Genomic DNA, 24,427 nt, shown 5'->3' with positions numbered 1-24,427 from the left:
ATGCTGGAGACGACGCCACGCCTGGACGATCCCGATGGCCTGTTCGAGGCGCTGGTGGAGGCGCATCGGGGCCTCGATCCCGAGGCATCGCGCCGGCTGGATGCGCGGATCATTCTGCTGCTGGCCAACCATATCGGCAGCGTCGCCGTGGTGCGGGCGGCAATCGACGCGGCGCTGAATGCGGCGCCCGATACCCGCGCGAAGGCAGCGCCATGAAGCTTCATACGTATTTCCGCTCCTCCGCCGCCTATCGCGTGCGGATCGCGCTGCAGCTGAAGGGCATCGGCTACGACCCCGCCTTCGTGCACCTGACGCGCGGCGGCGGCGAGCAGCACGGTCCGGTGTTTCGCGCGCTCAATCCGTCCGAGCTGGTGCCGGTGCTGGAAACCGATGATGGCGCGGTGCTGAGCCAGTCGCTGGCCATCATCGAGTGGCTGGAGGAAACCCACCCGTCGCCGCCGTTGCTGGCGCAGGACCCGACCACGCGTGCGCAGATCCGTGCCTTCGCGCTGGCGATCGCCTGCGACATCCATCCCCTGAACAATCTGCGGGTGCTGCAATATCTCAAGCGCAACCTCGGCCAGGAACAGGCGACGATCGACGCCTGGTACCGGCACTGGATCGGCGTGGGCCTGCCGCCGCTGGAAGCCATACTGCAACGCGCGGGCGGCGCGGGCCCGTTCTGCTTCGGCGCCGAGCCGTCGCTGGCCGATATCTGCCTGGTACCGCAACTCGCCAACGCCCGACGCTACGCTTGCCCGCTCGATGCACTTCCGCTGCTGCTGCGGGCGGAGGCGGCGTGCCGGGCCCTGCCGGCGTTTCAGGCGGCGGCGCCGGAGGCTCAGCCGGACGCGGCCTGAAGCGGACCTGACCGCCGCCGTCGGCCGTGCGTCAACGCTTCGGCAACGGTGTTGTGGGCATGTGCGCGGCGGATGGATGTTTTGCCGGGCGCCCGATATGCTGGCCGAAAGATGCGGCGAGGGTCGACATCACGGGGGCGCGCGTGGACCATCGGACCCGAACAGGCCGGCCCGGAGGGGTGTGTGTGGCGGGAACGACCCCCTGACATGACTCGTCCGCCAAGGATCGACACCCGGATGAAGCGCGACGCGCTGCTGACCAGCCCGTTCTTCCGGCCCATGCGCCCGGAGGAGATCGACGAGATCATCGGCTTCGCGGCCGAGCGGCGCTACCTCAAGGGCACGACCGTCTTCAACAAGGGCGACCCTGGCAGCAGCATGATGGCGGTCCTGGCCGGGCGCATCCGCGTCGGCAATGTCTCGATGGACGGGAAGGAGGTCACGCTGAACGTGATCGGCCCCGGCGAGATCTTCGGCGAGATCGCCCTGCTGGACGGCAAGCCGCGCAGTGCCGACGCCCTGGCCATCGAGGACACGACGCTGATGGTGGTCGAGCGGCGCCACTTCATGCCCTTCCTGCTACGCCACGGGACCATGGTCGAGCGGCTGCTGGTGGTGCTGTGCGACCGGCTGCGCCGCACCAGCCTGGCGCTGGAGGAGGTCGCTCTGTTCGATCTGCCGGCGCGGCTGGCGCGGCTGCTGCTGCAGCTGGCGGCCGACTATGGCCGCCCGCTGCCGCCGGAGCAGGGGGGCGGCACGCGCATCGACCTGAAGCTGTCGCAGCGCGACCTCAGCACGCTGGTCGCCAGTTCGCGCGAGAGCGTGAACAAGCAGCTGCGCGTCTGGCGGGACAGCGGCGCCATCGACCAGCTGGACGGGCATCTGGTGGTGCGCAGGCCGCAGGAATTGCTGGCGCTGTACGAATAAGCCGCAGCCCGTGCGGCCATGTCGAATGACGATGTCGCTTTCAATCGGTTTCGTTTGAAACTATCTTCGCGCCGGATCGAGGAGGACACGATCATGGACACCGTTTCCAGCCTCTCTTTGGCGATGCTCTCGGGCTTCGGCAACGAGTTCGCGACCGAGGCGGTTCCCGGCGCGCTGCCGGAAGGCCGCAACTCGCCGCAGCGGCCGCCGCACGGGCTGTATGCCGAACAGCTATCGGGCACGCCATTCACCGTGCCGCGCCGCGAAAGCCGCCGGTCCTGGCTGTATCGCATCCGCCCGTCCGCGGCCCATCCGCCCTATCGCCGCATCGACGGCCGGCTGCTGGGCGGGCGGCTGGCGCGGCCGGACCCGAACCGGCTGCGCTGGGACCCGCTGCCGGTCCCCGACGAACCCACCGATTTCGTCGCCGGCCTGACCACGATGGCGGCCAATGCGGACGGCGCCTATGCCGACGGGGTCAGCGTGCATGTCTATCGCGCCAACCGCTCGATGCAGCGCATCTTCTGGAATGCCGACGCCGAGATGCTGATCGTCCCGCAGCTCGGCCGGCTGCTGGTGGCGACCGAGATGGGGCGGCTGCAGGTGGCGCCCGGCGAGATCGTGGTGATCCCGCGCGGGGTGCGCATGCGCGTGGAACTGCTGGACGCGGCCGCCCGCGGCTATGTCTGCGAGAATCACGGCGTGGTGCTGCGGCTGCCGGATCTCGGCCCGATCGGCGCCAATGGGCTCGCCAATCCGCGCGATTTTCTTTCGCCGGTAGCGTCGTTCGAGGATCGCGACGAGGCGAGCGAAGTGGTGCAGAAATTCATGGGGGAGCTGTGGGCGACCGAACTCGACCATTCGCCGCTGGATGTGGTGGCGTGGCATGGCAACAACGCGCCGTACAAATATGCGCTTGACCGGTTCAACGCGATGGGCACGGTCAGCTTCGACCATCCGGACCCGTCGATCTTCACGGTGCTGACCTCGCCCACCGACACGCCGGGGCGGGCCAACATGGATTTCGTGATCTTCCCGCCGCGCTGGATGGTGGCGGAGAACACGTTCCGGCCGCCCTGGTTCCATCGCAACGTGATGAACGAATGCATGGGCCTGGTGACGGGCGTGTACGACGCCAAGGCCGAGGGGTTCATGCCCGGCGGGCTGAGCCTGCATGGCCTGATGACCGCGCACGGGCCGGACAACGCCACCACCGAGCGCGCCATGGCCGCCGAGCTGGTGCCGCACAAGATCGACGGCACGCTGGCCTTCATGTTCGAAACCAGCCAGGTGCTGCGCCCCAGCGAATTCGCCATGGCCTGCCCGCAACTACAAGGCGACTATGATTCCTGCTGGACCGGAATGAGGAAGTATTTCGCGCCGTGACCGACCATACGCATGACGCCGGGCGAAGGAGCTGGGTTTCCTCCGCCAACGGGCACGCCGATTTTCCGCTCCAGAACCTGCCTGTCGGCGTGTTCAGCCCGCATGGCGCGGCGCCGCGCGGGGGGGTGGCAATCGGCGATCGCATCCTCGATCTGCCGGCGGTGCTGGAAGCCGGGCTGCTGAAGGGCGACGCGGCGGAGGCGGCGGCGGGGCCGACGCTCAACGCGTTCATGGCGCTTGGGGCCGCCGCGCGCGCAACAGTGCGGGCGCGGCTGTTCGAACTGTTGTCGGATGGCGCGCCGGCGCCCGTGCGCGGCCTGGAGGCGCGGCTGCTGCATCGCGCCGCCGACTGCACCATGCACCTGCCGGCGGCGATCGGCGACTACACCGATTTCTACGCGGGCATCCAGCACGCCACCAATGTGGGCCGGCTGTTGCGGCCGGACAATCCGCTGATGCCGAACTACAAATACGTGCCGGTCGGCTATCACGGGCGCGCCTCCTCGGTGCGTCCCTCGGGCGTGCCGGTGCGCCGGCCGAACGGGCAGCGCAAGCCGGCGAACGAAACGGTGCCGAGCCATGGGCCGTGCCGGAACCTGGACTATGAGCTGGAACTGGGAGTCTGGATCGGGCCGGGCAACGAGCTGGGCGAGCCGATCCCGATCGGGCAGGCGCACACGCATGTCGCCGGGTTCTGCCTGCTGAACGACTGGTCGGCGCGCGATATCCAGGGCTGGGAATACCAGCCGCTCGGCCCGTTCCTGGCCAAGAGTTTCCACTCGTCCGTGTCTCCCTGGGTGGTGACGCCGGAAGCGTTGCTGCCGTTCCGGAGTGCGCAACCGGCGCGGCCGGAGGGCGATCCCGCGCCGCTGCCGCATCTGCTGTCGGAGCACGACCAGCAGCACGGCGCGCTGGACCTGGAGCTGGAGGTGCTGCTGACCACGCCCACGATGCGCGCCCGCGGCATGGATGCGCACCGGCTGTCGATCGGCAACGCACGCCACCTGTATTGGACGGTGGCGCAGATGGTGGCCCACCACGCCAGCGGCGGCTGCAACCTGCAGCCAGGCGACCTGTTCGGCTCCGGCACGATCTCGGCGCCCGAGGAAACCGGCTGGGGCAGCCTGCTGGAGATCTCGATGGGTGGACGCAGGCCGGTGGAACTCGCGTCGGGGGAGACGCGGCGGTTCCTGGAAGATGGCGACGAAGTGATCCTGCGCGCGCGTGGCGTTCGCGCGGGCTTTGCGCCGATCGGCTTCGGCGAGTGCCGGGGGATGATCCTGCCGGCGGCTTGAAGGGAAGGCCGGAAGGCTTTTCCCCTGGCCCGTCATAGACACCAATATTTTCGATGAAAGAAATTAGATTTTCTTATGAAAATCAAGGACGCGGCGGCGCCGTGATCTGGTAGCGCGAACGGTGGGCATGGTTCCGTCCGCCGGCGCCGCGAGAGACCGTCACGACAATCAGGATCCCCATGTCCAAAGACGCCGCTATCCTCAAGTCCGCGCTCTGCCGGACGATCGATGAAAAGCGCGACGAGATCATCGGGCTGCTTCGCCAGTTCCTCCGGATCAGGAGCGTCAACCCGCCAGGCGACATGCGCGAGGCCGCTGCCTTCGTGCGGACGTTGCTCGATGGATTCGGAGTGCCCCATCGGACGGTCGCGCTCAAGGACTCGATGCCCAATATCATCGGGCGCTGGGACGCAGGCGCGGCCGGCCGTCATCTCGTGCTGAACGGGCACATGGACGTGTTCCCCGTGACCGATGAACGGCTGTGGAACGCGGATATCGTCGACGGCAGGATCATGGGGCGCGGCGCGTCCGACATGAAGACCGGGACGCTCGCCGCGATCCTGACCTACTGCTATCTGTATCCGTATCGTGCGCACCTCACCGGCGCCCTGACCTTGACGGTCGTTTCCGACGAACAGTCTGGCGGACGATACGGCACGAAATATCTTTTCGACGCGTTTGCCGACGAAATCGCCGGCGACTGCTGCCTCAACGGCGAGCCGAGCGGCCTTGCCAATATACGCTTCACGGAAAAGGGCACGCTGCGGTTCTCGCTTTCGGCGCAGAGCGCAGGCGGGCACGGGGGCTACCCACACCGTGCGCCGAACCCGATCGAGCAGATCTGCAAGCTCATTGCCGGGATCTACGAGCGCTATCACCTCAAGCTCGCGACACTGCCTGCGGACATCGACGCGATCCTGGCGTCGCCGGAGAGCGTTGCCGCGGCAGACGCCAATCTCGGTGCCGGTGCGGCAGATAATGCACGCCGCATCACGGTGAACGCCGGCATCATCGAGGGGGGACGGAAGGCGACGCAGATCCCGACCGGTTGCATCGCCCATATCGACATTCGCTTTCCCATCGGCTCCGACCGCGATGTCATTCGTGCCGACATTGAAGCCCTCGCGGCCGACCATGGCTGCGCCATGGTCGTGAACGAGGATCACAGCTATCCCGCGAGCATCACCGATCCGTTCGGCGAAATGGCGACCATCCTCAGAGGCAACATCAAGGATCTTCTGGGGCACGAAGCGCCGCCGGTCTGCAGTCTCGGCGGAACCGACACGCGCTATTGGCGGTGGCGCAATATTCCGGCCATCATCTGCGGTCCTTCGCCGATCAGCATGGGGACGGACGACGAGCATGTCACCGTGGACGAGGCCATCGCCGTGGTGAAGCTGCAGGCGATGTGCGCCGTGGACTACATGACCGGCGCCGGCAATCCGCATCAGGCCGAGGGGCGCTCGGCGTCTTCTCGTCGTCGGACGGGAGACTGAGTGTGCGTGCGCCCACCCTCTCCCAGGCGATGCCGCAAGCATCGCCTGCCACAGAACCGGCGCTTGACGCCGACGCCTACAGGATCGCGCATTACACGATTGTTCCCCAGCGACACTACGGACGCATCGTCGCCGCCGTCCTGATCCTGGGGGCGCTCGCCGCGATCATCCGGGCTTTTGCCGTCGGTGACATCGAGTGGCGCTATGTCGGCCTGTTCCTGACCGCGCCGGCCATCCTGGCCGGGCTTGTCAACACCATTGCTCTGGCTGTCTGTGCCATGGCGCTCGGCATCGTGCTCGGTGTTCTGTTTGCCGTCATGCGCCTGTCGAAGAACCCGGTACTGAGCACGGTTGCGAAGCTTTATGTCTGGCTGTTCCGGGCCGCGCCGGCGCTTCTGCAGCTTCTGATCTGGTTCAACCTGGCGCTCATTTTCCCGCGGATCGCGTTTCCGGGCCTGTTCGACGTGCGGACGGTGGACGTGATGACGCCATTCGTCGCCGGACTGCTGGGTCTTGGAATCCAGCAGGGCGCCTACACGTCCGAAGTCGTCCGGGCCGGGTTGCAGTCGGTCGATCAGGGACAGTACGAGGCGGCTCAGGCCATCGGCATGACACGCCTGCGCATGTTGAGGCGGATCGTGATGCCGCAGGCGATGCGGGTCATCGTTCCGCCCGTCGGCAACGAATTCATCGGCATGATCAAGCTTACCTCCCTGGCGAGCGTGATCCAGTACTCCGAGATGCTGCATGCCGCGCAGACGATCTACTATGCCAATTCCCGCGTGCTTGAACTGCTTTTCGTCGCCAGCATCTGGTACCTGATCGTCGTCTCGGTCCTGAGCTTCGGCCAGGGATTCGTCGAACGGCATTTCGCACGCGGTGTTGCGGCAGACAGACGATGAGCACCGCGACACCATCGGCGCCGATCGTTCGCGCCATCGACGTCTGCAAGCGGTTCGGCAATTTCGAAGCCCTGAAGGCCGTCAGCCTCGACGTGAACGCCGGCGAGGTCGTCTGTATCATCGGGCCCTCGGGCTCCGGCAAAAGCACGCTCCTGCGCTGCATCAACCAGCTTGAGCGCATGGACGGCGGCGCCATCTGGATCAATTCCGAACTGATCGGCTATCGCCGGGAGGGCAGCAGGCTTCACCACTTGAAGGACCGCGAGATCGCCCGGCAGCGGCGATCCGTGGGAATGGTCTTCCAGCGCTTCAACCTGTTCCCGCACCTCACGGCACTCGGCAACATTGTCGAAGGGCCCGTGCAGGTGCTCAAGGAGCCCCCGAAGCAGGCCGAGGAGCGGGGCCGGGCCCTGCTCGCGCAAGTGGGCCTGGCCGACAAGGAACGGTCCTATCCGAGCGAGCTGTCGGGCGGCCAGCAGCAGCGCGTCGCGATCGCCCGCGGCCTCGCCATGCGGCCGCAGCTCATGCTGTTCGATGAGCCGACCTCGGCCTTGGATCCTGAGCTGGTCGGCGATGTCCTCTCGGTCATGAAGCAATTGGCCGTGACAGGGATGACGATGATCGTGGTGACCCATGAACTGGGTTTTGCCCGGGATGTCGCCGATCGGATCGTCTTCATGGACCAGGGCGAGATCATCGAGACCGGCCCGGCCCGAGAGCTGCTTTCGGCTCCCGGCAAGAAGCGGACGCAGGACTTCATAGCCGCGGTTCGCGCCTGAGACGTCACCGAGCACCCTGAGATACTGAACGGAGTGGGAACATGAGACTGCATATTATTGCCGTGGCTGCGGCGCTCGCCATCGGCATGGCCGGGGCTCAGGCCCAGACGCTTCCCGAACGGTACAAGACCGCCGGGAAGATCGTCATCGGCACCACCCCGAACTACCCGCCGGTGACGTTCAAGGATCCGCAGACCAACCAGCTCGCCGGATACGATATCGAGATCGGCAACGCGATCGGGGAAAAGCTCGGGGTCAGGATCGAATGGCAGGACACCAGCTTCGAGCAGATGATCAGTGCGGTCGCTACGGACCGGATCGATCTGATCCTCGGCGGCATGAATGACATTCCGGCCCGCCGCGAAACACTCGACTTCGTCGACTACATGAAATCCGGTGTCCAGTTCTTCGTCCAGCACAAGCGCGCCGGCGAGTTCAAGGCCGCGACGGATCTATGCGGCAAGACGGTGGGAGCAAGCCGGAGGACCAACTTCCCCAAGGAGATCGAAGCCTGGAGCGCAGAGCAATGCGTCAAGGCCGGCAAGCCGCCGATCAGGATCATGGGCACGGAAGGGTCCGCCGACGCGCGCGCGCAACTCCGGCAGGGACGCATCGATGCGGGGGCGCAGGGCAATGAAAGCCTGCCCTACCTCATGAAACTCGACCCGGACACCTACAACCTCGTCGGCGAGCCTTTTGCGCTCGTCTACCAGGGCATCGGCGTCTCCAGGAAGAAGGCGGATCTGAGGGATGCCGTCGCGGCCGCCCTGAAGGCCGTCATCGCCGATGGCACGTATAAGAAGATCGTCGACAAATATGGCGTCCAGCCAAATGCCGTCGTTGCGGTGGCGATCAACAGCGAGCCGGTGAAGTAGAACGACGTTCCCGGTCCGGGCCGCGATCATCCCCGTCGCGGCTTGAAGACATGGAACTGATCGCCCATCCACGGAGCGATCGCATGGAGGCGCGGCGCAATCTGATCCCGCAGAAGAACGTGCAGCACATGGGCGACCTCGTGCGGGATGGTGCCGAGCTCGGACTTGCGCGCATACAGATCGATGCGCCGGCGTACCTTGATTCCCGGGAGCGGCAGCAGCCGAACCCCTGTCATCCGGTCTTTCGTCTGCAGCGCCATCAGTGGCGTGGTGATCGACCATCCGAGGCCGGCAGACACCATCGTCGCGATGGTGTCTGCCGTGTCGCTCTCGAACTCTCGCGGAAACTCCAGTCGCAACTGCCGGATCACTTGTTCGACCTGGCGGCCGGCGCTCGTACGATGGGTATGCCGGATAAAATTGCGCCCTTTGAGATCCGCCAGTGATCGGACGTCGATATCCCATTCGGCGGGAAGTGCGAGGGCGTATGGCTCCGTCAGCAGCGGGATCGAGATCGCCGCATCGACCTCCCTGAGAAGATCGACGCCGATGAGAACGTCGATCTCGCGCGCATGGAACTGCTGTTCGCTGACACCGCGCAGATTTGCGAACAGCGCGCACCGTTTGACGCTCTTGCCCAGCTCCCGGACGAAATCGGGCCCGAGCGTCGTGGTCAAGGAGGCGATCATGGAGATTCGCAGGGTTGGGATCGCATGGCGGGCAGTCGATCTGACGGCCGTCTCGAGCTGGCGCGCCTGCTCCAGCAAGTCATGCGCCTTTTCCATGAGCAGCCGCCCCGCCGTCGTCGCCTGGACGGGCCGGATGTCGCGGTCGAGCAAGGCGACCCCTATGGCCTTTTCCAGATTTGCGACAAGTTGCGACACCGCCGATTGCGTCAACCCGACCTGCCGCGCGCCTTTGGTCAGGCTGCCCGTGGCGACGACGGTTCGAAAGACCTCCAATTGCCAGAGATCAAATCCCAGCTTCTGCGACGTCGTCATCGATCTCTACCTGAGCGGTTCGGAAAACGCCCGAAGATAGAGGCTTCGCGTCCAGACTCACAGGCGCGCGGCCACGAATGGACGGTTCACGTGAACCGCTTCAGGTGCATTACGCCGTCAGGAACACGGCCGGCCCATCGGGGCGGGCGATCGTCTCCACCGGCGTGCGCCGCCCCTCGTACGATCTCGACGCGCTTCACGCCGTCGAGGTCGGTGAAGTTGCGGGTGGAGTTGCCTGCGCCGACAGACTTCGGTTGGTATCTGATATCATCTGAAGGCTGCCGATGCAGCCAAGAGCGTAACGGGTTTCCAAAGGCCCTCGGCCCCAGCCGCTTGCGGCGTGCGAGCGCGTGCCTATAGCGGGCTTGGCGGGTGCAGGGCAGCCCTGCTTGTTCAATCGCTACGGGAGCGCACTGCATGACCGTCCTGATTTCCGGTGGAACCGGCTTCGTCGGCCTGAACCTGGTCGAGGCATTGCTGGCCCGTGGCGAGCACGTGGTGGTGGTCGCCCTCGATGCCATGCCGGCTTCGGCGCTGCGTGTTTTTGCCGGGTTGCCGGGGCGGCTGACCACCGAGGTCGGCGACGTTCGCGACACCGAGGCCTTGACCGGGCTGCTGCGCCGCCACCAGGTGGACCGGCTGTTTCCGTTCGCCGCCATCACCTCCGGCCCCGCCCGCGAGCGGGAGATGCCGGAGCGGGTGATCGAGGTGAACCTGCTTGGCTTCATCAGCCAGTTGCGGGCGGCGCGCGACGCTGGTGTGGCGCGCGTGATCGCGCCGGCCTCGGCGGCGGTGTACGGCGAAAGCTTCTATGACCATGACAGGCTGGACGAGGCGACCACGCCCTGCGTGCCCACCGGCGTTTATGGCACCACCAAATATGCCATCGAGCGCACCGGGCTGCGGCTGGGCGAGTTGTGGGGCGTGGACGTGATCTCCGCGCGTATCAGTTCGGTGTTCGGCCCCTGGGAGCGCGACAGTGGCCTGCGCGACATGATCGGCCCGCATTGGAGCCTGGCGCGGCGTGCAGTGGCGCGGCGCGAGGCGGTGCTGCCGGCGGTGATTCCCGCCTATACGTGGGTGTATTCGCGCGACATCGCGTCGGGCCTGCTGCATCTGCTGGACATGGCCAATCCACCGCAGCGCGTGTTCAACATCTGCTCCGGCAGCAAATGGGGCCCTGTGATCACGCAGTGGGCGGACCGGCTGGTTCGCGCGTTCCCGGGTTTCACCTGGCGCCAGTCCGCCGACCCCGCGGAGGTGAATATCCGCTTCACCGAACTGCGCCCACGCGGCACCATGGACATCGCGCGCATTGCCGCCACGGGCTGGTCGCCGCGCTTCCAGCCGGAAGCTGCCTATGCCGACTACGCCGCGTGGCTGACCGCCAACCCCGACGCGCTGGAGGGCTGAGATGAAGGCATTGGTCACCGGGTTCGACCCGTTCGGCGGCGAGGTGGTGAACCCCTCGCTGGAGGCGGTGCGCCGCCTGCCGGCGCGGATTGGCGAGCTGATCGTGGTCACCCAGCGCCTGCCGGCGGCATTCGCGGCCTCCCTGCCGGAGCTGTACGCGGCGATCGAGCGTGAGGATCCCGACATCGTGCTGTGCACGGGCGAGGCCGGCAGCCGCACGGAGCTGTCGCCGGAGCGGGTTGCCATCAACGTGCAGGACGCCCGCATTCCCGACAACGAGGGCGCCCAGCCCGTCGACGTGAAGGTGGCCGAGGACGGGCCGGCCGCCTATTTCACCACGCTGCCGATCAAGGCTGCGGTGTTGGCGATGCGCCAGGCCGGATTGCCGGTCGCGGTGTCCAACAGCGCCGGCACGTTCGTGTGCAACCACGTCTTCTACGGGCTGATGCACTACGCCGCGACCCGCAAGGCCCGCTTCCGCGGCGGCTTCATGCACGTGCCCTATCTGCCCGAGCAGGCGGCCAATCACCCGAAGGCGCCGTCCATGGCGGTGGAGACGATCGCCAGGGGAATTGAGATCCTGCTGGCGGTCGCTGCCGAGCGCAGCACCGATCTGGTGGTGGCGGAGGGGGCTGTTTCCTGATCCGAAGGCTGCCGCCTATTCCTTCACCGCGCCGGTAAGGCTGGAGACGTAGTATTCCACGAAGAACGAATAGAAGATCGCCACCGGCAACGAACCAAGCAGCGCGCCCGCCATCAGTGAGCCCCAGTGATAGACGTCGCCCTGCACCAGCTCGGTCAGGATCGCGACCGGCACCGTCTTCTTCTCGGTCGAGGAGATGAAGGCGAGCGCGTAGATGAACTCGTTCCAGGACAGGGTGAAGGCGAAGATGCCGGCCGAGATCAGGCCGGGCACCGCCAGCGGCAGGGTGATGCGGCGCAGGATCTGCAACCGGCTGGCGCCGTCGATCAGCGCGCATTCCTCCAGCTCGTACGGGATCGACTTGAAGTAGCCGATCAGCAGCCAGGTGCAGAACGGAATGAGGAAGGTGGGGTAGGTCAGGATCAGCGCGAACGGCGTGTCGAACAGGCCGAGCTGGAACACCACCTGCGCCAGCGGAATGAACAGGATCGAGGGCGGCACCAGATAGGCGATGTAGATGGCGAGCCCCACATAGTTCGAGCCGCGGAAGCGCAGGCGCTGGATGGCGTAGGCGGCGAGTACGCTGGAGACCAGCGATAGCGCCGTGGAGGCGAACGCCACCGCCATGGTGGTGGTCAGCCAGCGCGGGTAGTCGGTCTCGAACAGCAGCTTGCGGATGTTGTCGAGCGTCGGCGAGCTGATCCAGAACGGATTGTTGTCCTTGTAGTTCAGCAGCTCCGAATTCGGTTTGAAGGTGGTGATTCCCATCCAGTAGAACGGGAACAGCAGGATCACCAGGAAGCAGGCGAGCGGCACATAGATCGTCACCACGCGGCGCGCGCGGCTGTCCCAGGACAGCAGCTGCGGGCCCTCCGGCTCGGTGGTCGCGCCGATGGTCGTTGCGGTGGTGTCACTCATTCTCGGGTCCCTGCTGCCACTTGCGCCGGGCCAGCGCGAAGTAGCTCAAAAGCGTTGCCAGCACGAGGAACGGGATCATCGCGACCGCGATGGCGGCGCCCTCGCCGAGCTGGGAGCCGGGGATGCCGCGCTGGAAGGCCAGTGTCGCCATCAGATGGGTGGAATTGATCGGCCCGCCGCGAGTGATGGCGTAGACGAGCTGGAAGTCGGTGAAGGTGAACAGCACCGAGAAGGTCAGCACGACCGCGAGAATGGGCATCAGCAGCGGCGTGGTGACGAAGCGGAAGCGCTGCCAGGGCGACGCGCCGTCCAGCAACGCCGCTTCGTACAGCGCCGGCGAGATCGTCTGCAGCCCGGCGAGCAGCGTGATGGCGACGAAGGGAATGCCGCGCCAGATATTGGCGGCAATCAGCGACCAGCGCGCGGCCCAGGGCGTGCCGAGGAAGTCGATATAGGTGTCGCGCCAGTGCAGCACGTCCACCAGCACATAGGACAGGATGGAGAATTGCGGGTCGTAGATCCACCAGAAGGCGATCGCCGACAGCACCGTCGGCACGATGAAGGGCATCAGGATGATGGCGCGGATGATCGACTTGAACGGAATATGGTGGTTCAGCAGCAGCGCCAGCCACAGCCCGAGCGCGAACTTCACCACGGTCGCGGCCGCCGTGTAGAACACCGTGAACCAGACCGCGTTGAGGAAGACGCGATCCTCCATCAGGCTGTCGAAATTCTCCAGCCCGACCCACGAGCCGGACCGGCCGATCTCGGCGTCGGTGAAGGCCAGCCAGATGCCCAGGCCCAGCGGATAGGTGAGGAACACCAGCAGCAACCCGAGCGCTGGCGCCAGACAGACGCAGATCAGGAACGGCTTGTAGTCGAACAGCCGTGCCAGCAGGTTCGGCGGCGTCCGCGTCGGCACCCAGGTTGAAGCGTCCATAGTCATCCTTCCGGTTGGTCGACCGCCCGGCGCAGCATGCCCGGACAGCCTGCCGGGGGTGCCGCCGGAACCCGATCCGGCGGCACCCGTTCGGCATCAGCTCTTGTAGATGCGGCGCAGGCGGCGTTCGGCTTCCTTCACGCCGTCCTCCGGGGTTTGCTGGCCGGAAGCGACGCCCGCGAACATCTGCACCAGCACGTATTCCGAGCTGACAGCGGCCGCGGCTGCGTTGATCGGGCCCTTGTAACCGTCCCAGAACTGCATCTTCTGGGCATCGCGGTAGGCGATGATCTTCGGGTCGCTCTTCCAGCAATCGCTCTGGTCGAAGGCCAGCAGCGGGTGCGCCCAGTAGCCCAGACACTTCGTCAGCCACGGGTCGTACTGCTCCGCCTCCATCATGAAGCGCAGATATTCCTTGGCCGCGTTGGGAAACTTCGTGTGCTTGAAGACCATCGCGTTGAGCGTGTTGGCGGCCTCCGGCGCCTTGCCGTTGAGCGACCCGGGCATGCGGGAATGCTCGGTGTCCGCGGCGACATGGGCGGTCTTGGGGTCGTTCTTGGCGACGAAGTAGATCGACACGCCGTTCTGGGTCAGGCTGATTTCCTCGGCGATGTAGGCCTTGTTGTTGCTGGGATCGAGCCAGGACAGGGTGCCGGGGATGAACGTCTTGTACAGCTCGGCGCCGTATTTCAGGGCGGCGATCGTCTCCTTGCGGTTGATCGCGACCTGCCCCTTGTCGTCCACCTGGTAGCCGCCATGCGCCCACAGCAGCCAGGTGGCGGTGCCGTTGCCGTCGCCCACCGCATTGCCGAGCGCGAAGCCGGGCGGGTGGCCGTTCTTCTTCAGCTTCTGGCAGAGGTCGAGGAACTTGCCGAGGTCGTCGGGAACGGTGCTGTAGCCGGCCTCGTTCACCCAGGACTTGCGCCAGACCAGCGCGCCGCCGCCACAACCCATCGGCAGGGCGATCCAGGTGTCGGAGCCGAACTTCTTGCCGTATTTCTGCGGCAGCGCACCCCAGCCGCCGTATTTCTTGCCGAGGTAGGTGGCAAGCTCGGTCATGTCGAGGATCTTGTCGGAATACAGATGCGGGTCGTTGGCCCAGCCGACCACGACGTCGGGCCCGGCGCCGGTGCGAGCCGCCACGGCGACCTGTGGCCGCAGGTCCTCCCAGCCGACGAAGTCCACGCGCACCGGCACGCCGGTCGCCTTGGTGAATTTCTCGGTGTTGGCGTTCCAGATGGTCTCGTCGGGGTCGACGAACTTGGTCGGACGGATGACACGAAGGGTTGCCCCGGCCTCGATCGGCTGCTTGGGCGCGGGCACGTCGGCGACGGGAATGGCGGCCCCTGCCGGACGGGCGCCGATCAGCCCTGCCGTCGCCAGGGCGCCGGCGCCCAGCGCCAGCGAGCCGCGTCGCGTGATTTCGTCCATCGTGTTTCTCCCCGAATGGCGGCGTTGACGCCGCGCGTTGTCGATTCTGGTCTTTTCAGTTCAGGCGGACTCCCGTCTTCTCGTCGAACAAATGCACCAGGGCCGGATCCGGTGCGATGCGGATGCTCTCTCCGGGCTGTGCCGTGATCCGCTCACGGAAGGCGCAGACCACCGGCGTGTCGGCGATGCGCGCCATGACCTGCGTCTCCGACCCCGTCGGCTCCAGCACGTGCACCACGGCGTCGATGCCGTCGGCGGAGAGCTGCCAGTGTTCGGGGCGGACGCCGTAGATGACCGAGGCGCCGTTGACGCCAGGTGCGGCGCGCGGCAGCGGCAGTTGCGCGCCATCGAACCGGAAGGCGCCGCTCTCGACGCGTCCCTTGAAGAAGTTCATCGCCGGCGAGCCGATGAACCCGGCCACGAACAGGTTGGCCGGGCGGTCGTACAGCTCCAGCGGGGCGCCGATCTGCTCGACGTTGCCGGCATGCATCACCACGATCTTGTCGGCCATCGTCATCGCCTCGATCTGGTCGTGCGTGACATAGACGGTGGTGGTCTTCAGCCGCTGGTGGAGGTCCTTGATCTCGGCGCGCATCTGCACGCGCAGCTTGGCATCGAGGTTGGACAGCGGCTCGTCGAACAGGAACACCTGCGGGTCGCGCACGATGGCGCGGCCCATGGCGACGCGCTGGCGCTGGCCGCCCGAGAGCTGGCGGGGATAGCGGTCCAGGTACGGCGTCAGGCCCAGGATGTCGGCGGCGCGGCCGACCTTGTCGCTGATCACCGCCGGCGGGGCCTTCGCCAGCTTCAGCGAGAAGGCCATGTTGTCGCGCACGGTCATGTGCGGATACAGCGCGTAGTTCTGGAACACCATCGCGATGTCGCGTTCCTTGGGCGCGACGTTGTTCACGACCCGCCCGCCGATGGCGATCTCGCCGCGGGTGATGTTCTCGAGCCCGGCGATCATGCGCAGCAGCGTCGACTTGCCGCAGCCGGAGGGGCCGACAAGGATGACGAACTCGCCGTCCTGCACCTCCACGTCCACGCCATGCAGGACTTCCGTGCTGCCGAACGCCTTGCGGACCGAGCGAATCGAGACTGTCGCCATCAGCCTTGCCTGCCTTCCCTGGACGTCGTCGGGCGTTGTGCCCTTGTTGAGCCCCGAGGATAGGGCCAGCCCTGTCGGTTTGCCAATGCGCGACCGGCGCGAGCCGGTAACAGAACGTGTCCGCCCGCGCCCCGGCCGACCTGGGCACGTCGCGTCGCGGTCATGCGCCCTAGTCCTGCGGTGGCAGCGACCGGAGATAGATGATCAGCGCCGCCATGTCGTCCGCCGCGATCTTCGCATAATAGCCGAATGCCATCGGCGGAAACAGCTTGCGCCCATCGGCCGACACGCCGGTGCGGATCGCGCGCTCGATCTGCGCGTCGGACCAGTCGCCGAGCCCCCTGGCCTTGGCCGGCGTGATATTCGCCGCCACCGAGGTGCCCCATGGCCCGTTGAACGGCTGCCCGCCGGCGCCCAGGCGCTCGGTATCCCGCTGCCCGTCTGGCAGCATCGGCGTGTGGCATTCCATGCAATGCCCGACCGGTCCGGCGAGGTAGGCGCCATAGGCAACCTTGTCGGTCCGGGGCGGCGCATCGATATGCCCGACCGGCGGCCCGTAGGCGGGCGGCAGGGCGATGCGGTAGGTGGATTTCGCCACCGGGTTGGGTACCGGCGGCACGGTACGCAGGTAGGCGACGATGGCGCGTACGTCGGCATCCGCCAGCCCGCGATACAGGCCGAAGGGCATCGGCGGGCCGATCAGCGATCCGTCCGGACGGATGCCTTCGCGGATCGCCCGGAAGATCTGCTCGTCCGTCCAGGCACCGATGCCGGTCTTCCGGTCGGGCGTGATGTTGGAGGCGATCGCGGTGAACGCCGGATTGTCCTCGACGACCATGCCGCCCGCGAGGCTGCGGCCGGGCAGCGGGCCGTTCGGCCCCTGCGGCGTGTGGCAGTTCCCGCAGCCCGCAATCGTCTCCACCAGATAGCGTCCGCGCTCCAGCGGGCTCTGCGCCTGGGCGGCGGTCGTGGTCAACGCGCAAGCGAGGGCGAGCAGGCCGAGGAGACGCATGCGGGACCGTCCCTGAGTGGTCATTGCGGGAACCCGGAGCCGCGGGAGAGGCGCGCCGCCGCGCTGCCCGCTGGCCGGAAGGGCGCTGCGCCCAGTGCCAGGATGGTGGCGGAGATAGGCATCCCGTTCGCTCCTCATATCGATCGTTCGCCGCCGGACTCGCTGCGCGGCCCGGATAGCTAGGGGACCGTTGCGGTGCCGGTCAAGATATTCCCGCGGGCGTGGCCGCTGCCGCCCCTGGAGGCCGGCGACGAAATTCCCGGCGGGCGGTTCACCGGCTGTTAAGGACCGCAGATCAGGATCGGGCCGCCCGCAAAAGGCGGGGGCATGAATAAACATCTGGGCAAGTAGGAAAACGCACCGTGTCCCTGAATTCCGTGAATACCAACATTGGCGCCAGCATCGCCTTGCAGTCCCTGAACGTCACGAGTTCGGCGTTGCAGGCGACACAGAAGCGCATCTCCACCGGTTACCGCGTGGCCGATGCCACCGATGACGGCGCCGCCTACGCCGTGGCGCAGCGTGTGCGCTCCGACGTCGGCGCGCTGACGAGCGCCAACCAGCAGCTCGGCAACGTGCAGGGCCTGTTGTCGACGACCAATTCGGCGCTGAACAACGTGTCGAACACCATGAACTCGGCGCGCGACGTTCTGGTGAAGCTGGCCGACAGCAATATCCAGGGCACGCAGCGTGATCAGTATGTCCAGCAGTTCCAGTCGCTGGTGTCGAACATCAAATCCTTCTTCCAGGATGCCGCCTATAACGGCAAGTCGCTGATCGGTAATATCGGCGGTGCGTCAGGCTTCGGGAGCGTCGCCGTGGTTCGCAACGAGGCCGGCGCGACCTATGGCATTGCGACGTTCAGCGGGTCGGCGTTCATGGCCAGCATCAGCTTCACCAGTACGACGCTGAAGGGCGCGGCCAGCGTCGCCGCATTGATCGGGACGGCGGCCGGCGCCACCTTCATGAATCAGCTCACCTCTCTTGGCACTGCCATGAACACCTATGGTGCGGCCGCGAAATACGTCAGCAACCAGGTCAGCTACAACAGCGACAAGATCGATGCGCTCAATACCGGCCTCGGCGCGCTCATCGACGCGGACCTCGCCAAGGAGTCGGCGCAGCTCCAGTCGCTGCAGATCCGCCAGCAGCTCGGCACGCAGTCGCTGTCGATCGCGAACCAGGCGCCGCAGAGCCTGTTGAGCCTGTTCAAGTAGGGCAGCGGCTCGCTTTGAGGCGGCAGCCGACAAGAGGTCGGGTGCCGGCCTTGGAGAGATCCCCACTCAACCGGGTTCATGAGGCCAGGCATGTCGACTCTCGTGTTGGAGCTCCGGCAAGGGGAGATGATGATCGTCAATGGCGCGCCGATCAGATTTCGCACCAAGACCAGGATCGAGCTCACGGGGCGGGCGAGGTTTTTGTTCGGCAAGCAGATCATGGCGCCGAACGAGGCCGACAGCCCGGCGCGGCGGATCTATTTCGCGTTGCAGTCATCATATATCGGCGACGACGAGGAACGCAGAAGGGGCCTCGATGCCGCCAGGGCGCTCATCGGGTCGTTCAAGGACTCCACGACGTCCCATCTCGCCCGGGATATCCTCGACCGGGCGTTGGCGGCCGCGGAGTCCGACGACTGCTACCAGGCGCTGAAACTCACGCGGCGGATCATCCGCCACGAGGACTCGGTGCTGGGGCGGTGTTCGGAGCGCGCATGACCGTTGCCGCACCAGCCCCGGCGGAGCTTCAGGATGAAGTCACGCGAACCGCGCCGCGCATGATCGCTGGCAGCGCCGGCTGATGTGCGGTTCCCAGAGCGATTGGAAAACCCATGCAGAGAATGGCTGATGCCACACGTGCCTATGCCGCCTCGTCCGCGCATCGCAGCGCCAGGGAGCAGGAGGCCGATGTTTTTCGCCGCGCCAACGTGGCTTTGCGCCAGAGCGCCACTGCCGGGGCGGCGACACGCGCGCGGGCGCTGGCGGACAATGGCCGCCTGTGGACCACGTTGATCGACCTGACGCGGGACCCGCAGAACCAGCTGCCGCAGGCGATCCGGGCGTCGATCATCTCGGTCGGCCTGGCGGTGCAGCGGGAAATGCAGAACGAGACGCCGGATCTCGAATTCCTTGTGAACGTCAACGAGAACCTCGCACTCGGCCTGTCCGCGCGCCCCTGACTGCGGCGGGCCTCGCGTCCGCAGCAGGACGCGCCAGCTCACCGCACGGCTCAAAAGGAGCCCTCCATGTCCTTCAGTAATCCCGCATCGCTCCACACCGCCCTCACGCGCCGCGCCCGTGACATGTTCGCAAGCGGGCGCCTGCACGCCGTTCGGCCGCTGCTGAACGCGGCCCGGGCGGCTTCGCCGTTGTCGATGCAACTCGATGAGCTTGAGGGCCAATTGCTGCTGGCGGAAGGCCGCGTGGCGGATGCGGAAACACTCCTCGGTGAGGCGATCGCCCGGGAGCCGTCATTCGTGGCGTTGCGGCTGTGCCGCGCGGATGCGCGCATCCGGGCCGGCAACATCGCCGGTGCGGCCGAGGATGCGGCGGAGGCGGTGATTCGCGAGCCGGGCAATCACCGGGCCAAGGCCATTCTGGGAATCATCCTGATCGAAGCAAGGCAGTTCGCCGATGCGGCCGCCTGCCTGCGCGAGGCGGTGGGCGCCGACCCGCAACGGGTCGCATACCGCCAGGCGCTTGCGGAGGCGCTGGAACGGCAGGGCGATCTTGCCGGGGCCGACGATGTGCTGGCCGCAGGGATACGGGAATCGCCCCAGGCCGTCGGCTTCAGGGTCTCGCGCCTCATGCTCGCGCTGCGCACCCGTCAGTTCGGGACGGCGATGGCGGTGGCGGAGGCCGCGATCGGCGAGGGCGTCGTCGATGCGGCGGTGTTCGGGCTGTATGGACACACATTGTCCATCGTCGGCCGCCACGACGAGGCGGCCGGCGCTTATGCCGAGGCGCTGAAGCTTGCCCCGGAGGATCCGTATGTGCGCCACCTCGTCAGCGCCGCCGGCATCCGCCCGCACGCGGCGCGCGCGCCCACGGAGTATCTGGAGGCGGTGTTCGACGGCTATGCCGAACGCTTCGAAAGCCATCTGATCGGACTGGGGTATCGCGTGCCCGGCCTGATCCGGGCGGAGATCCTGGCGGAGTTCGGATTCGCCGAAGCGGGCGACGCGGCACCGCGTGAGCTGGGTCCGATACTCGACCTGGGGTGCGGCACGGGCCTCGTCGGCGTGGTATTGTCCGATCTGCGGATTTCGCACCTCGCCGGAGTCGATGCATCGTCCGGCATGCTGGCCGAGGCGGAGCGGAAAGGCCTGTACGCGGAGCTGGTGCATGGCGATATCGAGCAGATGCTCGACACCGACGAACGCGAATGGGCGATCATCGTTGCCGCCGACGTGTTCTGCTATTTCGGGGAATTGAAGGGCGTTCTGGAAAAGCTGCGGCCCCGGCTGCAGCGCGCCGGAGTCTTCATCTTCACGGTCGAGGCGCTTGGCGGGGACATCCCCCAGGGCAACGGCAACGACGCGGGGACACAGGATTGGCGGCTCGGCATCCAGGGCCGCTACGTCCATGGCGCCGCATACATCCGGCGGATCGTCGAGCAATGTGGATTCACCATCTCCCGGTTCCGCCGCGAGCCGCTGCGGATGGAAGCGGGGGCCGAGGTGGAAGGGCTGCTCATCGTCGCCCGGCGCGCGCGGCACTGACAGGAGGCGATCCGGATGACCGCACTCCTGACCGAACGGGACATGCCGGCTTCGGTTGTTCGTTCGTCGCGTGCCCCCGGCTTTCCCGAAACCGGCGACGACACCTCGCCGACGATGCTTCTGAACAAGGCGCTGACGGAAGAACGGCAGGGAAACGCCGATGCCGCGCGCGCCTGGTTCGCGGAAGTGAGCCGGCAACTGCCGGAATGGGACGAGCCGGTTCTGCGTCGGGCGGAGAGCTTCCGTTTCGCCGGCGACGACACAGAAGCCGGCGCCGCCTATGAACGGGTCCTGGAACTGAATCCCAATCGCCCCGAGGCGCTTCTGGGACTCGGCTGCCTCCGGCTGAAATGCGGCGACTGGCAGCAGGCGCAGACGCTGATTCTGCGATGCTGCGCGGTGGCGCCGGATCGGGCGGATGTGTGGGATGCGCTCGGCGTTTCCCTGCTGCTGTCCGGTGACTGGCCGGCCGCGGAGTCCGCCTTCGCCGAAGCGCATCGGCTGGATCCCGGCAATATCGAGATCGCGCTGCGGCGTGTGGACGCCGCCCTCGGCGCCGGCAGCGGCGAGACGGAGCTTTGCCGCCTTGAACTCGCGTCCGGGAATGATCCGACCAACGCCGCGCTGATCTGCGCACGCGGCGCGCTGCTGGAGCGTCTGGGCCGGCGGAGCGAGGCCGCGGACCTGCTGGAAGTCGCGGTTGCCCTTGCCCCCGGCAGCGCAACGGCGACCGCGCAACTGGCCCAATGCCTCACACGCGAGCACCGCATTGCCCAGGCCATTCCGTATTTCGAGGCGGCGATCGCGCTGGCGCCGGATGATTTGGGCCTGCGCAACAACCATGCGGCCGCGCTCGTCAGGGCCAACCGGCACCGTGAGGCGCACGACGCGCTGGAGGCGCTGATCCGCGAGCACGGCGAGCATGTCGGCCTGCTTTGCAACCTGTCGAATGCGCTGGCCTCGCTGGGCCTGCAGGAGGAAGGTGCGGCAACGGCGCGCAGGGCGGTGGAGATTGCCCCCGGCGCCGATACCGCCTGGCGGACTCTCTGCAACGCCTTGCCCTATTGCGACGGGATCGGCGGCGCCGCGCTGCTGCAGGCCTACCGCAGCGCCGCCGCGACCCTGTCGCGGGGAACCCCAGGACGGGTCGGCACGCCGCCCGATCCGCAGCGGCGAATCCGGCTGGGGCTGCTCTCGCCCGCGCTCAAGGTCCACCCGGTGGGATGGCTGACCGTCGCTGCGTTCGAAGCGCTCGATCCCGAAGCGTTCGACATCGTCTGTCTCGGCCCGCACTACGCCGACGACCCGATCCAGCGCCAGTTCCGCGCCATCGCGGCGGAGTGGCACACGCTCGACCAGCATGTCGGCAGCGCACGCGTCGAGCAGCTCCGAGGGCTGGAGATCGACGTGCTGATCGAGCTCAGCGGCTATGGCGATCACGGCCTGATGGGACTCTGCGCCGAGCGGCTGGCGCCGGTTCAGGTGAAGTGGGTGGGGTCGCAGAATCACAGCACCGGCCTCAAGGAAATGGACTGGTTCCTGACCGATCGCTGGGAAACGCCGCCCGAACTCGCAGCGTTCTACGCGGAACGGCTGCTGGTGCTGCCGGATGGCTATGTCTGCTACAGCCCGCCGGCCTATGCGCCGCCCGTGGCGGCGCTGCCGGCGCTGCGGGCGGGCAGGGTGACGTTCGGCTGCTTCAACAACCTGGCCAAGGTGACGGCAACGGTCATCGAGACCTGGTCGGCCATTCTCCGCCGCGTTCCCGGTTCCCGTTTCGTATTGAAATGCCATCAGATGGCCGATGCGCAGACACGCGCGCGCATTCTTCACGGCTTCGCGCGCCATGGCGTCGCGGCGGATCGCATCGAACTGCGCGGCGCATCGCCGCATCGCGAGCTGCTGCGGCAGTATGGCGACATCGACATCGTCCTCGATCCGTTTCCCTATAACGGCGGCCTGACGACCTGCGAGGCGTTGTGGATGGGCGTTCCCACCGTCACGGTTCCCGGCGAGACCTTCGCCTCCCGGCATTCGACCAGTCATCTCAGCAATGTCGGGCTCGCCGACTGGGTTGCGGCCGATCGGGCGGAGTATGAGCGTCTGGCGGTGCGCTGGGCGGGCGATCTCGCCGCCCTCGCGCAGCTGCGGCAGGGATTGCGGGCACGGGTGAAGGCCAGCCCGCTTTGCGACGGCCCGCGTTTCGGCCGCAATCTTGGGGCGGCGCTGCGGCATGCCTGGCGCGACTGGTGTGCGCGGGAGCGGGATTGAATGGCCGCTTCCACCGCTCCGGCGGTCGACGTGAACCTGTTCGTCTTCAATGGGGAGAAGACAATCGCGGACGCAATCGAGTGCATCGCCGCGCAGACCTGGCCCAATTTGCGGTTGACGGTGATCGACAACGGGTCGACCGACCGCACCACCGACATCGTCGCCGGCTACGCGCGCCGCCTGGACTGGGTGCGGCTCACGGCAAGCCGCGTCAACACCGGCGCGGTGCTGAACTGCCAGCGCGCGTTCTGGCATGGGGATGCCGATTTCGTGATGCCGAAGACGGCCGACGACATCCTCGCTCCGGATTTCGTGGAGCGGGTCATGGCCGTGCTGCTGGCGCATCCCGATTGCGCGATGTGCCACGCCGGCGGGCTGGTCTTCTCGGGCGCCGGGACCGTGCATCACGTCTATCCGGAGGCGCACCGGCTCGCGGCGGTCGGGCCCGATCCGGTGGATCGCGCCGTGCATGTGATGACGCGCTACACCAGCGCGCCGAGCTTCTGGGGCATCTACAGGCGCGATGCCGTCAACCGCCTCAGCCGGATCCCGTACCGGGCAGGATGGGATCATGCCGTGCTGGCGGAGCTGGCGCTCTACGGCGAGATCCGCCACGTGCCGGAGCTGCTGTTCTGGCGGCGCGACGGCGGCAAGGACGTTGGCATCCTGGCGCGCAGCTGCACGGCGTCTGCGCAGCGCGGCCTCGCCGCGGATGACGCGCTCGCCGATTTGCGCTGGACCACGCCGCTGATCACCACGGCCTATGCCCATATCGAGGTGTTCGCGCTGGCGCGGGTCGACGAGGCCGCGCGGCGCCGGCTGCTGCAGGACGCCAGGCGCGTCTTCCGCGGCCGCTGGCTGCCGGGCCTGCGGCAGGAGGCCGCGGCGTTTCGCAGCGCCCTGCCAGACCGCATCGCGCGCCTGGCCGCCGAGGACGGGGTGCCGGCCATGTGGATGGCCCGGCATCTCGCCGACGCGATGACGGCGATCGAGACCATGCTGCCCGAGGTTGCGTTCACGGCCGAACGCCTTGAGATCGCCATGCTGGCCGCCCATCGCGCCCGCATGGCCTGCGGCGGATGAAGGGTGCTAGTCCTTCGCGGGCGCGACGCCCTTCGGCGATGCCGGCGTCGGGTGAGCCTGGGTGGCGGCGTGGGAACGGTAGGCTTCCAGCTGGTGCTCCGTCGGGATGGAATTCGCGACGCGGCCGTCCGTGTCCCGAAACTCGATCACCACCAGCCCGAGCGCGGGGTCAATCCGCAGGCTCGGGTTCGGCTTCGCGGCGTCCGCATGCGCGGAAACGGCCGGCCCTGTGCTCGCGATATCGGGTCGCGCGACCGGCTCGGGCGGTCTTGGCACTGCGCCGATACCCCGGATGGTCATGTCGATCGGCACCGCCTTCGCCCATTGTCTGCGACGTCTGGCGTCTGCGACGTCCGGCCGACCATGCCG

At 67.0% G+C, this 24,427-nt stretch carries 24 protein-coding genes; 17 read left to right on the top strand and 7 right to left on the bottom strand.

All coding sequences use genetic code 11. The features are described from left to right. The 9 genes from OL599_RS18395 to OL599_RS18355 all read left to right on the top strand — a co-directional run bounded on the left by OL599_RS18395 (window position 1) and on the right by OL599_RS18355 (window position 8,520). Window positions 1–216, top strand: coding sequence for a DUF2783 domain-containing protein (locus OL599_RS18395; protein WP_264715334.1), 216 nt, complete (start codon window positions 1–3; stop codon window positions 214–216). After that, window positions 213–860, top strand: coding sequence for a maleylacetoacetate isomerase (gene maiA, locus OL599_RS18390; protein WP_264715333.1), 648 nt, complete (start codon window positions 213–215; stop codon window positions 858–860). Before OL599_RS18395 ends, maiA begins: the two co-directional genes overlap by 4 nt. 207 nt (window positions 861–1,067) lie before the next feature. Continuing rightward, window positions 1,068–1,787: a Crp/Fnr family transcriptional regulator gene (locus OL599_RS18385; protein ID WP_264715332.1), complete on the top strand. Its 720-nt coding sequence runs from the start codon at window positions 1,068–1,070 to the stop codon at window positions 1,785–1,787. A 93-nt stretch (window positions 1,788–1,880) separates the two neighbouring features. Beyond that, window positions 1,881–3,173 carry a homogentisate 1,2-dioxygenase gene (gene hmgA, locus OL599_RS18380; protein WP_264715331.1) on the top strand — a complete coding sequence of 431 codons (1,293 nt, stop codon included), beginning with the start codon at window positions 1,881–1,883 and terminating at the stop codon, window positions 3,171–3,173. After that, on the top strand, window positions 3,170–4,468 hold the full coding sequence (gene fahA / locus OL599_RS18375) for a fumarylacetoacetase (RefSeq protein WP_264715329.1): 1,299 nt from the start codon (window positions 3,170–3,172) through the stop codon (window positions 4,466–4,468). Before hmgA ends, fahA begins: the two co-directional genes overlap by 4 nt. 179 nt (window positions 4,469–4,647) lie before the next feature. Continuing rightward, the gene (locus tag OL599_RS18370) at window positions 4,648–5,964 is read left to right on the top strand and encodes a M20/M25/M40 family metallo-hydrolase (RefSeq protein ID WP_264715328.1); all 1,317 of its coding nucleotides are present in this window, start codon (window positions 4,648–4,650) and stop codon (window positions 5,962–5,964) included. A gap of 2 nt (window positions 5,965–5,966) precedes the next feature. After that, the gene (locus OL599_RS18365) at window positions 5,967–6,866 is read left to right on the top strand and encodes an amino acid ABC transporter permease (RefSeq protein ID WP_264715327.1); all 900 of its coding nucleotides are present in this window, start codon (window positions 5,967–5,969) and stop codon (window positions 6,864–6,866) included. Then, the gene (locus OL599_RS18360) at window positions 6,863–7,645 is read left to right on the top strand and encodes an amino acid ABC transporter ATP-binding protein (protein WP_264715326.1); all 783 of its coding nucleotides are present in this window, start codon (window positions 6,863–6,865) and stop codon (window positions 7,643–7,645) included. Before OL599_RS18365 ends, OL599_RS18360 begins: the two co-directional genes overlap by 4 nt. A 41-nt stretch (window positions 7,646–7,686) precedes the next feature. Then, a complete protein-coding gene (locus tag OL599_RS18355) occupies window positions 7,687–8,520 on the top strand; it encodes an ABC transporter substrate-binding protein (RefSeq protein ID WP_264715325.1) in 834 nt (277 codons plus the stop codon). Window positions 8,521–8,546: 26 nt separating this feature from the next. Here OL599_RS18355 and OL599_RS18350 read toward each other — a convergent pair whose 3' ends face one another. After that, a complete protein-coding gene (locus OL599_RS18350) occupies window positions 8,547–9,521 on the bottom strand; it encodes a LysR family transcriptional regulator (RefSeq protein ID WP_264715324.1) in 975 nt (324 codons plus the stop codon). 417 nt (window positions 9,522–9,938) lie between these two features. Here OL599_RS18350 and OL599_RS18345 point away from each other — a divergent pair, with 417 nt between their 5' ends. Together OL599_RS18345 and pcp are read left to right on the top strand one after the other, a co-directional pair. Then, window positions 9,939–10,934, top strand: a complete 996-nt coding sequence (locus tag OL599_RS18345; RefSeq protein WP_264715323.1) for an NAD-dependent epimerase/dehydratase family protein — start codon at window positions 9,939–9,941, stop codon at window positions 10,932–10,934. A 1-nt stretch (window position 10,935) separates the two neighbouring features. Further along, a complete protein-coding gene (pcp, locus tag OL599_RS18340) occupies window positions 10,936–11,577 on the top strand; it encodes a pyroglutamyl-peptidase I (protein WP_264715322.1) in 642 nt (213 codons plus the stop codon). A 15-nt stretch (window positions 11,578–11,592) separates the two neighbouring features. On the opposite strand, the gene OL599_RS18335 is transcribed toward pcp, so the two are convergent. The 5 genes from OL599_RS18335 to OL599_RS18315 all read right to left on the bottom strand — a co-directional run bounded on the left by OL599_RS18335 (window position 11,593) and on the right by OL599_RS18315 (window position 16,986). Next, window positions 11,593–12,495: a carbohydrate ABC transporter permease gene (locus OL599_RS18335; protein ID WP_264715321.1), complete on the bottom strand. Its 903-nt coding sequence runs from the start codon at window positions 12,493–12,495 to the stop codon at window positions 11,593–11,595. After that, window positions 12,488–13,435: a carbohydrate ABC transporter permease gene (locus OL599_RS18330; protein ID WP_264715320.1), complete on the bottom strand. Its 948-nt coding sequence runs from the start codon at window positions 13,433–13,435 to the stop codon at window positions 12,488–12,490. Before OL599_RS18330 ends, OL599_RS18335 begins: the two co-directional genes overlap by 8 nt. Window positions 13,436–13,531: 96 nt before the next feature. Beyond that, complete coding sequence (locus OL599_RS18325) at window positions 13,532–14,866, bottom strand: ABC transporter substrate-binding protein (protein WP_264715318.1); 1,335 nt, start codon at window positions 14,864–14,866, stop codon at window positions 13,532–13,534. A gap of 55 nt (window positions 14,867–14,921) precedes the next feature. Next, window positions 14,922–15,974 (bottom strand): ABC transporter ATP-binding protein, encoded by a 1,053-nt coding sequence (locus OL599_RS18320; protein ID WP_264715317.1) that lies wholly within the window; start codon window positions 15,972–15,974, stop codon window positions 14,922–14,924. A gap of 169 nt (window positions 15,975–16,143) precedes the next feature. Then, window positions 16,144–16,986, bottom strand: a complete 843-nt coding sequence (locus tag OL599_RS18315; protein WP_264715316.1) for a cytochrome c — start codon at window positions 16,984–16,986, stop codon at window positions 16,144–16,146. Between the two features lie 362 nt (window positions 16,987–17,348). Between OL599_RS18315 and OL599_RS18310 the strand changes: the two genes are divergently transcribed. The 6 genes from OL599_RS18310 to OL599_RS18285 all read left to right on the top strand — a co-directional run bounded on the left by OL599_RS18310 (window position 17,349) and on the right by OL599_RS18285 (window position 24,058). Further along, window positions 17,349–18,203, top strand: coding sequence for a flagellin (locus OL599_RS18310; RefSeq protein ID WP_264715315.1), 855 nt, complete (start codon window positions 17,349–17,351; stop codon window positions 18,201–18,203). Window positions 18,204–18,293: 90 nt separating this feature from the next. Continuing rightward, window positions 18,294–18,701 (top strand): flagellar biosynthesis repressor FlbT, encoded by a 408-nt coding sequence (locus tag OL599_RS18305; protein WP_264715314.1) that lies wholly within the window; start codon window positions 18,294–18,296, stop codon window positions 18,699–18,701. A 122-nt stretch (window positions 18,702–18,823) separates the two neighbouring features. Continuing rightward, window positions 18,824–19,162, top strand: coding sequence for a flagellar biosynthesis regulator FlaF (locus OL599_RS18300; protein WP_264715313.1), 339 nt, complete (start codon window positions 18,824–18,826; stop codon window positions 19,160–19,162). Window positions 19,163–19,228: 66 nt separating this feature from the next. Continuing rightward, complete coding sequence (locus OL599_RS18295; protein WP_264715312.1) at window positions 19,229–20,704, top strand: tetratricopeptide repeat protein; 1,476 nt, start codon at window positions 19,229–19,231, stop codon at window positions 20,702–20,704. Window positions 20,705–20,719: 15 nt separating this feature from the next. After that, window positions 20,720–22,975, top strand: a complete 2,256-nt coding sequence (locus OL599_RS18290; protein ID WP_264715311.1) for a tetratricopeptide repeat protein — start codon at window positions 20,720–20,722, stop codon at window positions 22,973–22,975. After that, window positions 22,976–24,058 (top strand): glycosyltransferase family 2 protein, encoded by a 1,083-nt coding sequence (locus tag OL599_RS18285; RefSeq protein ID WP_264715310.1) that lies wholly within the window; start codon window positions 22,976–22,978, stop codon window positions 24,056–24,058. Between the two features lie 6 nt (window positions 24,059–24,064). On the opposite strand, the gene OL599_RS18280 is transcribed toward OL599_RS18285, so the two are convergent. Continuing rightward, window positions 24,065–24,370: a hypothetical protein gene (locus OL599_RS18280; protein WP_264715309.1), complete on the bottom strand. Its 306-nt coding sequence runs from the start codon at window positions 24,368–24,370 to the stop codon at window positions 24,065–24,067. Window positions 24,371–24,427 lie beyond the last annotated feature (57 nt).

It is taken from the genome of Limobrevibacterium gyesilva (assembly GCF_025989185.1).
GTDB classification, from domain to species: Bacteria; Pseudomonadota; Alphaproteobacteria; order Acetobacterales; family Acetobacteraceae; genus Limobrevibacterium; species Limobrevibacterium gyesilva.
This window is presented reverse-complemented; position numbering and strand designations above follow the sequence as displayed.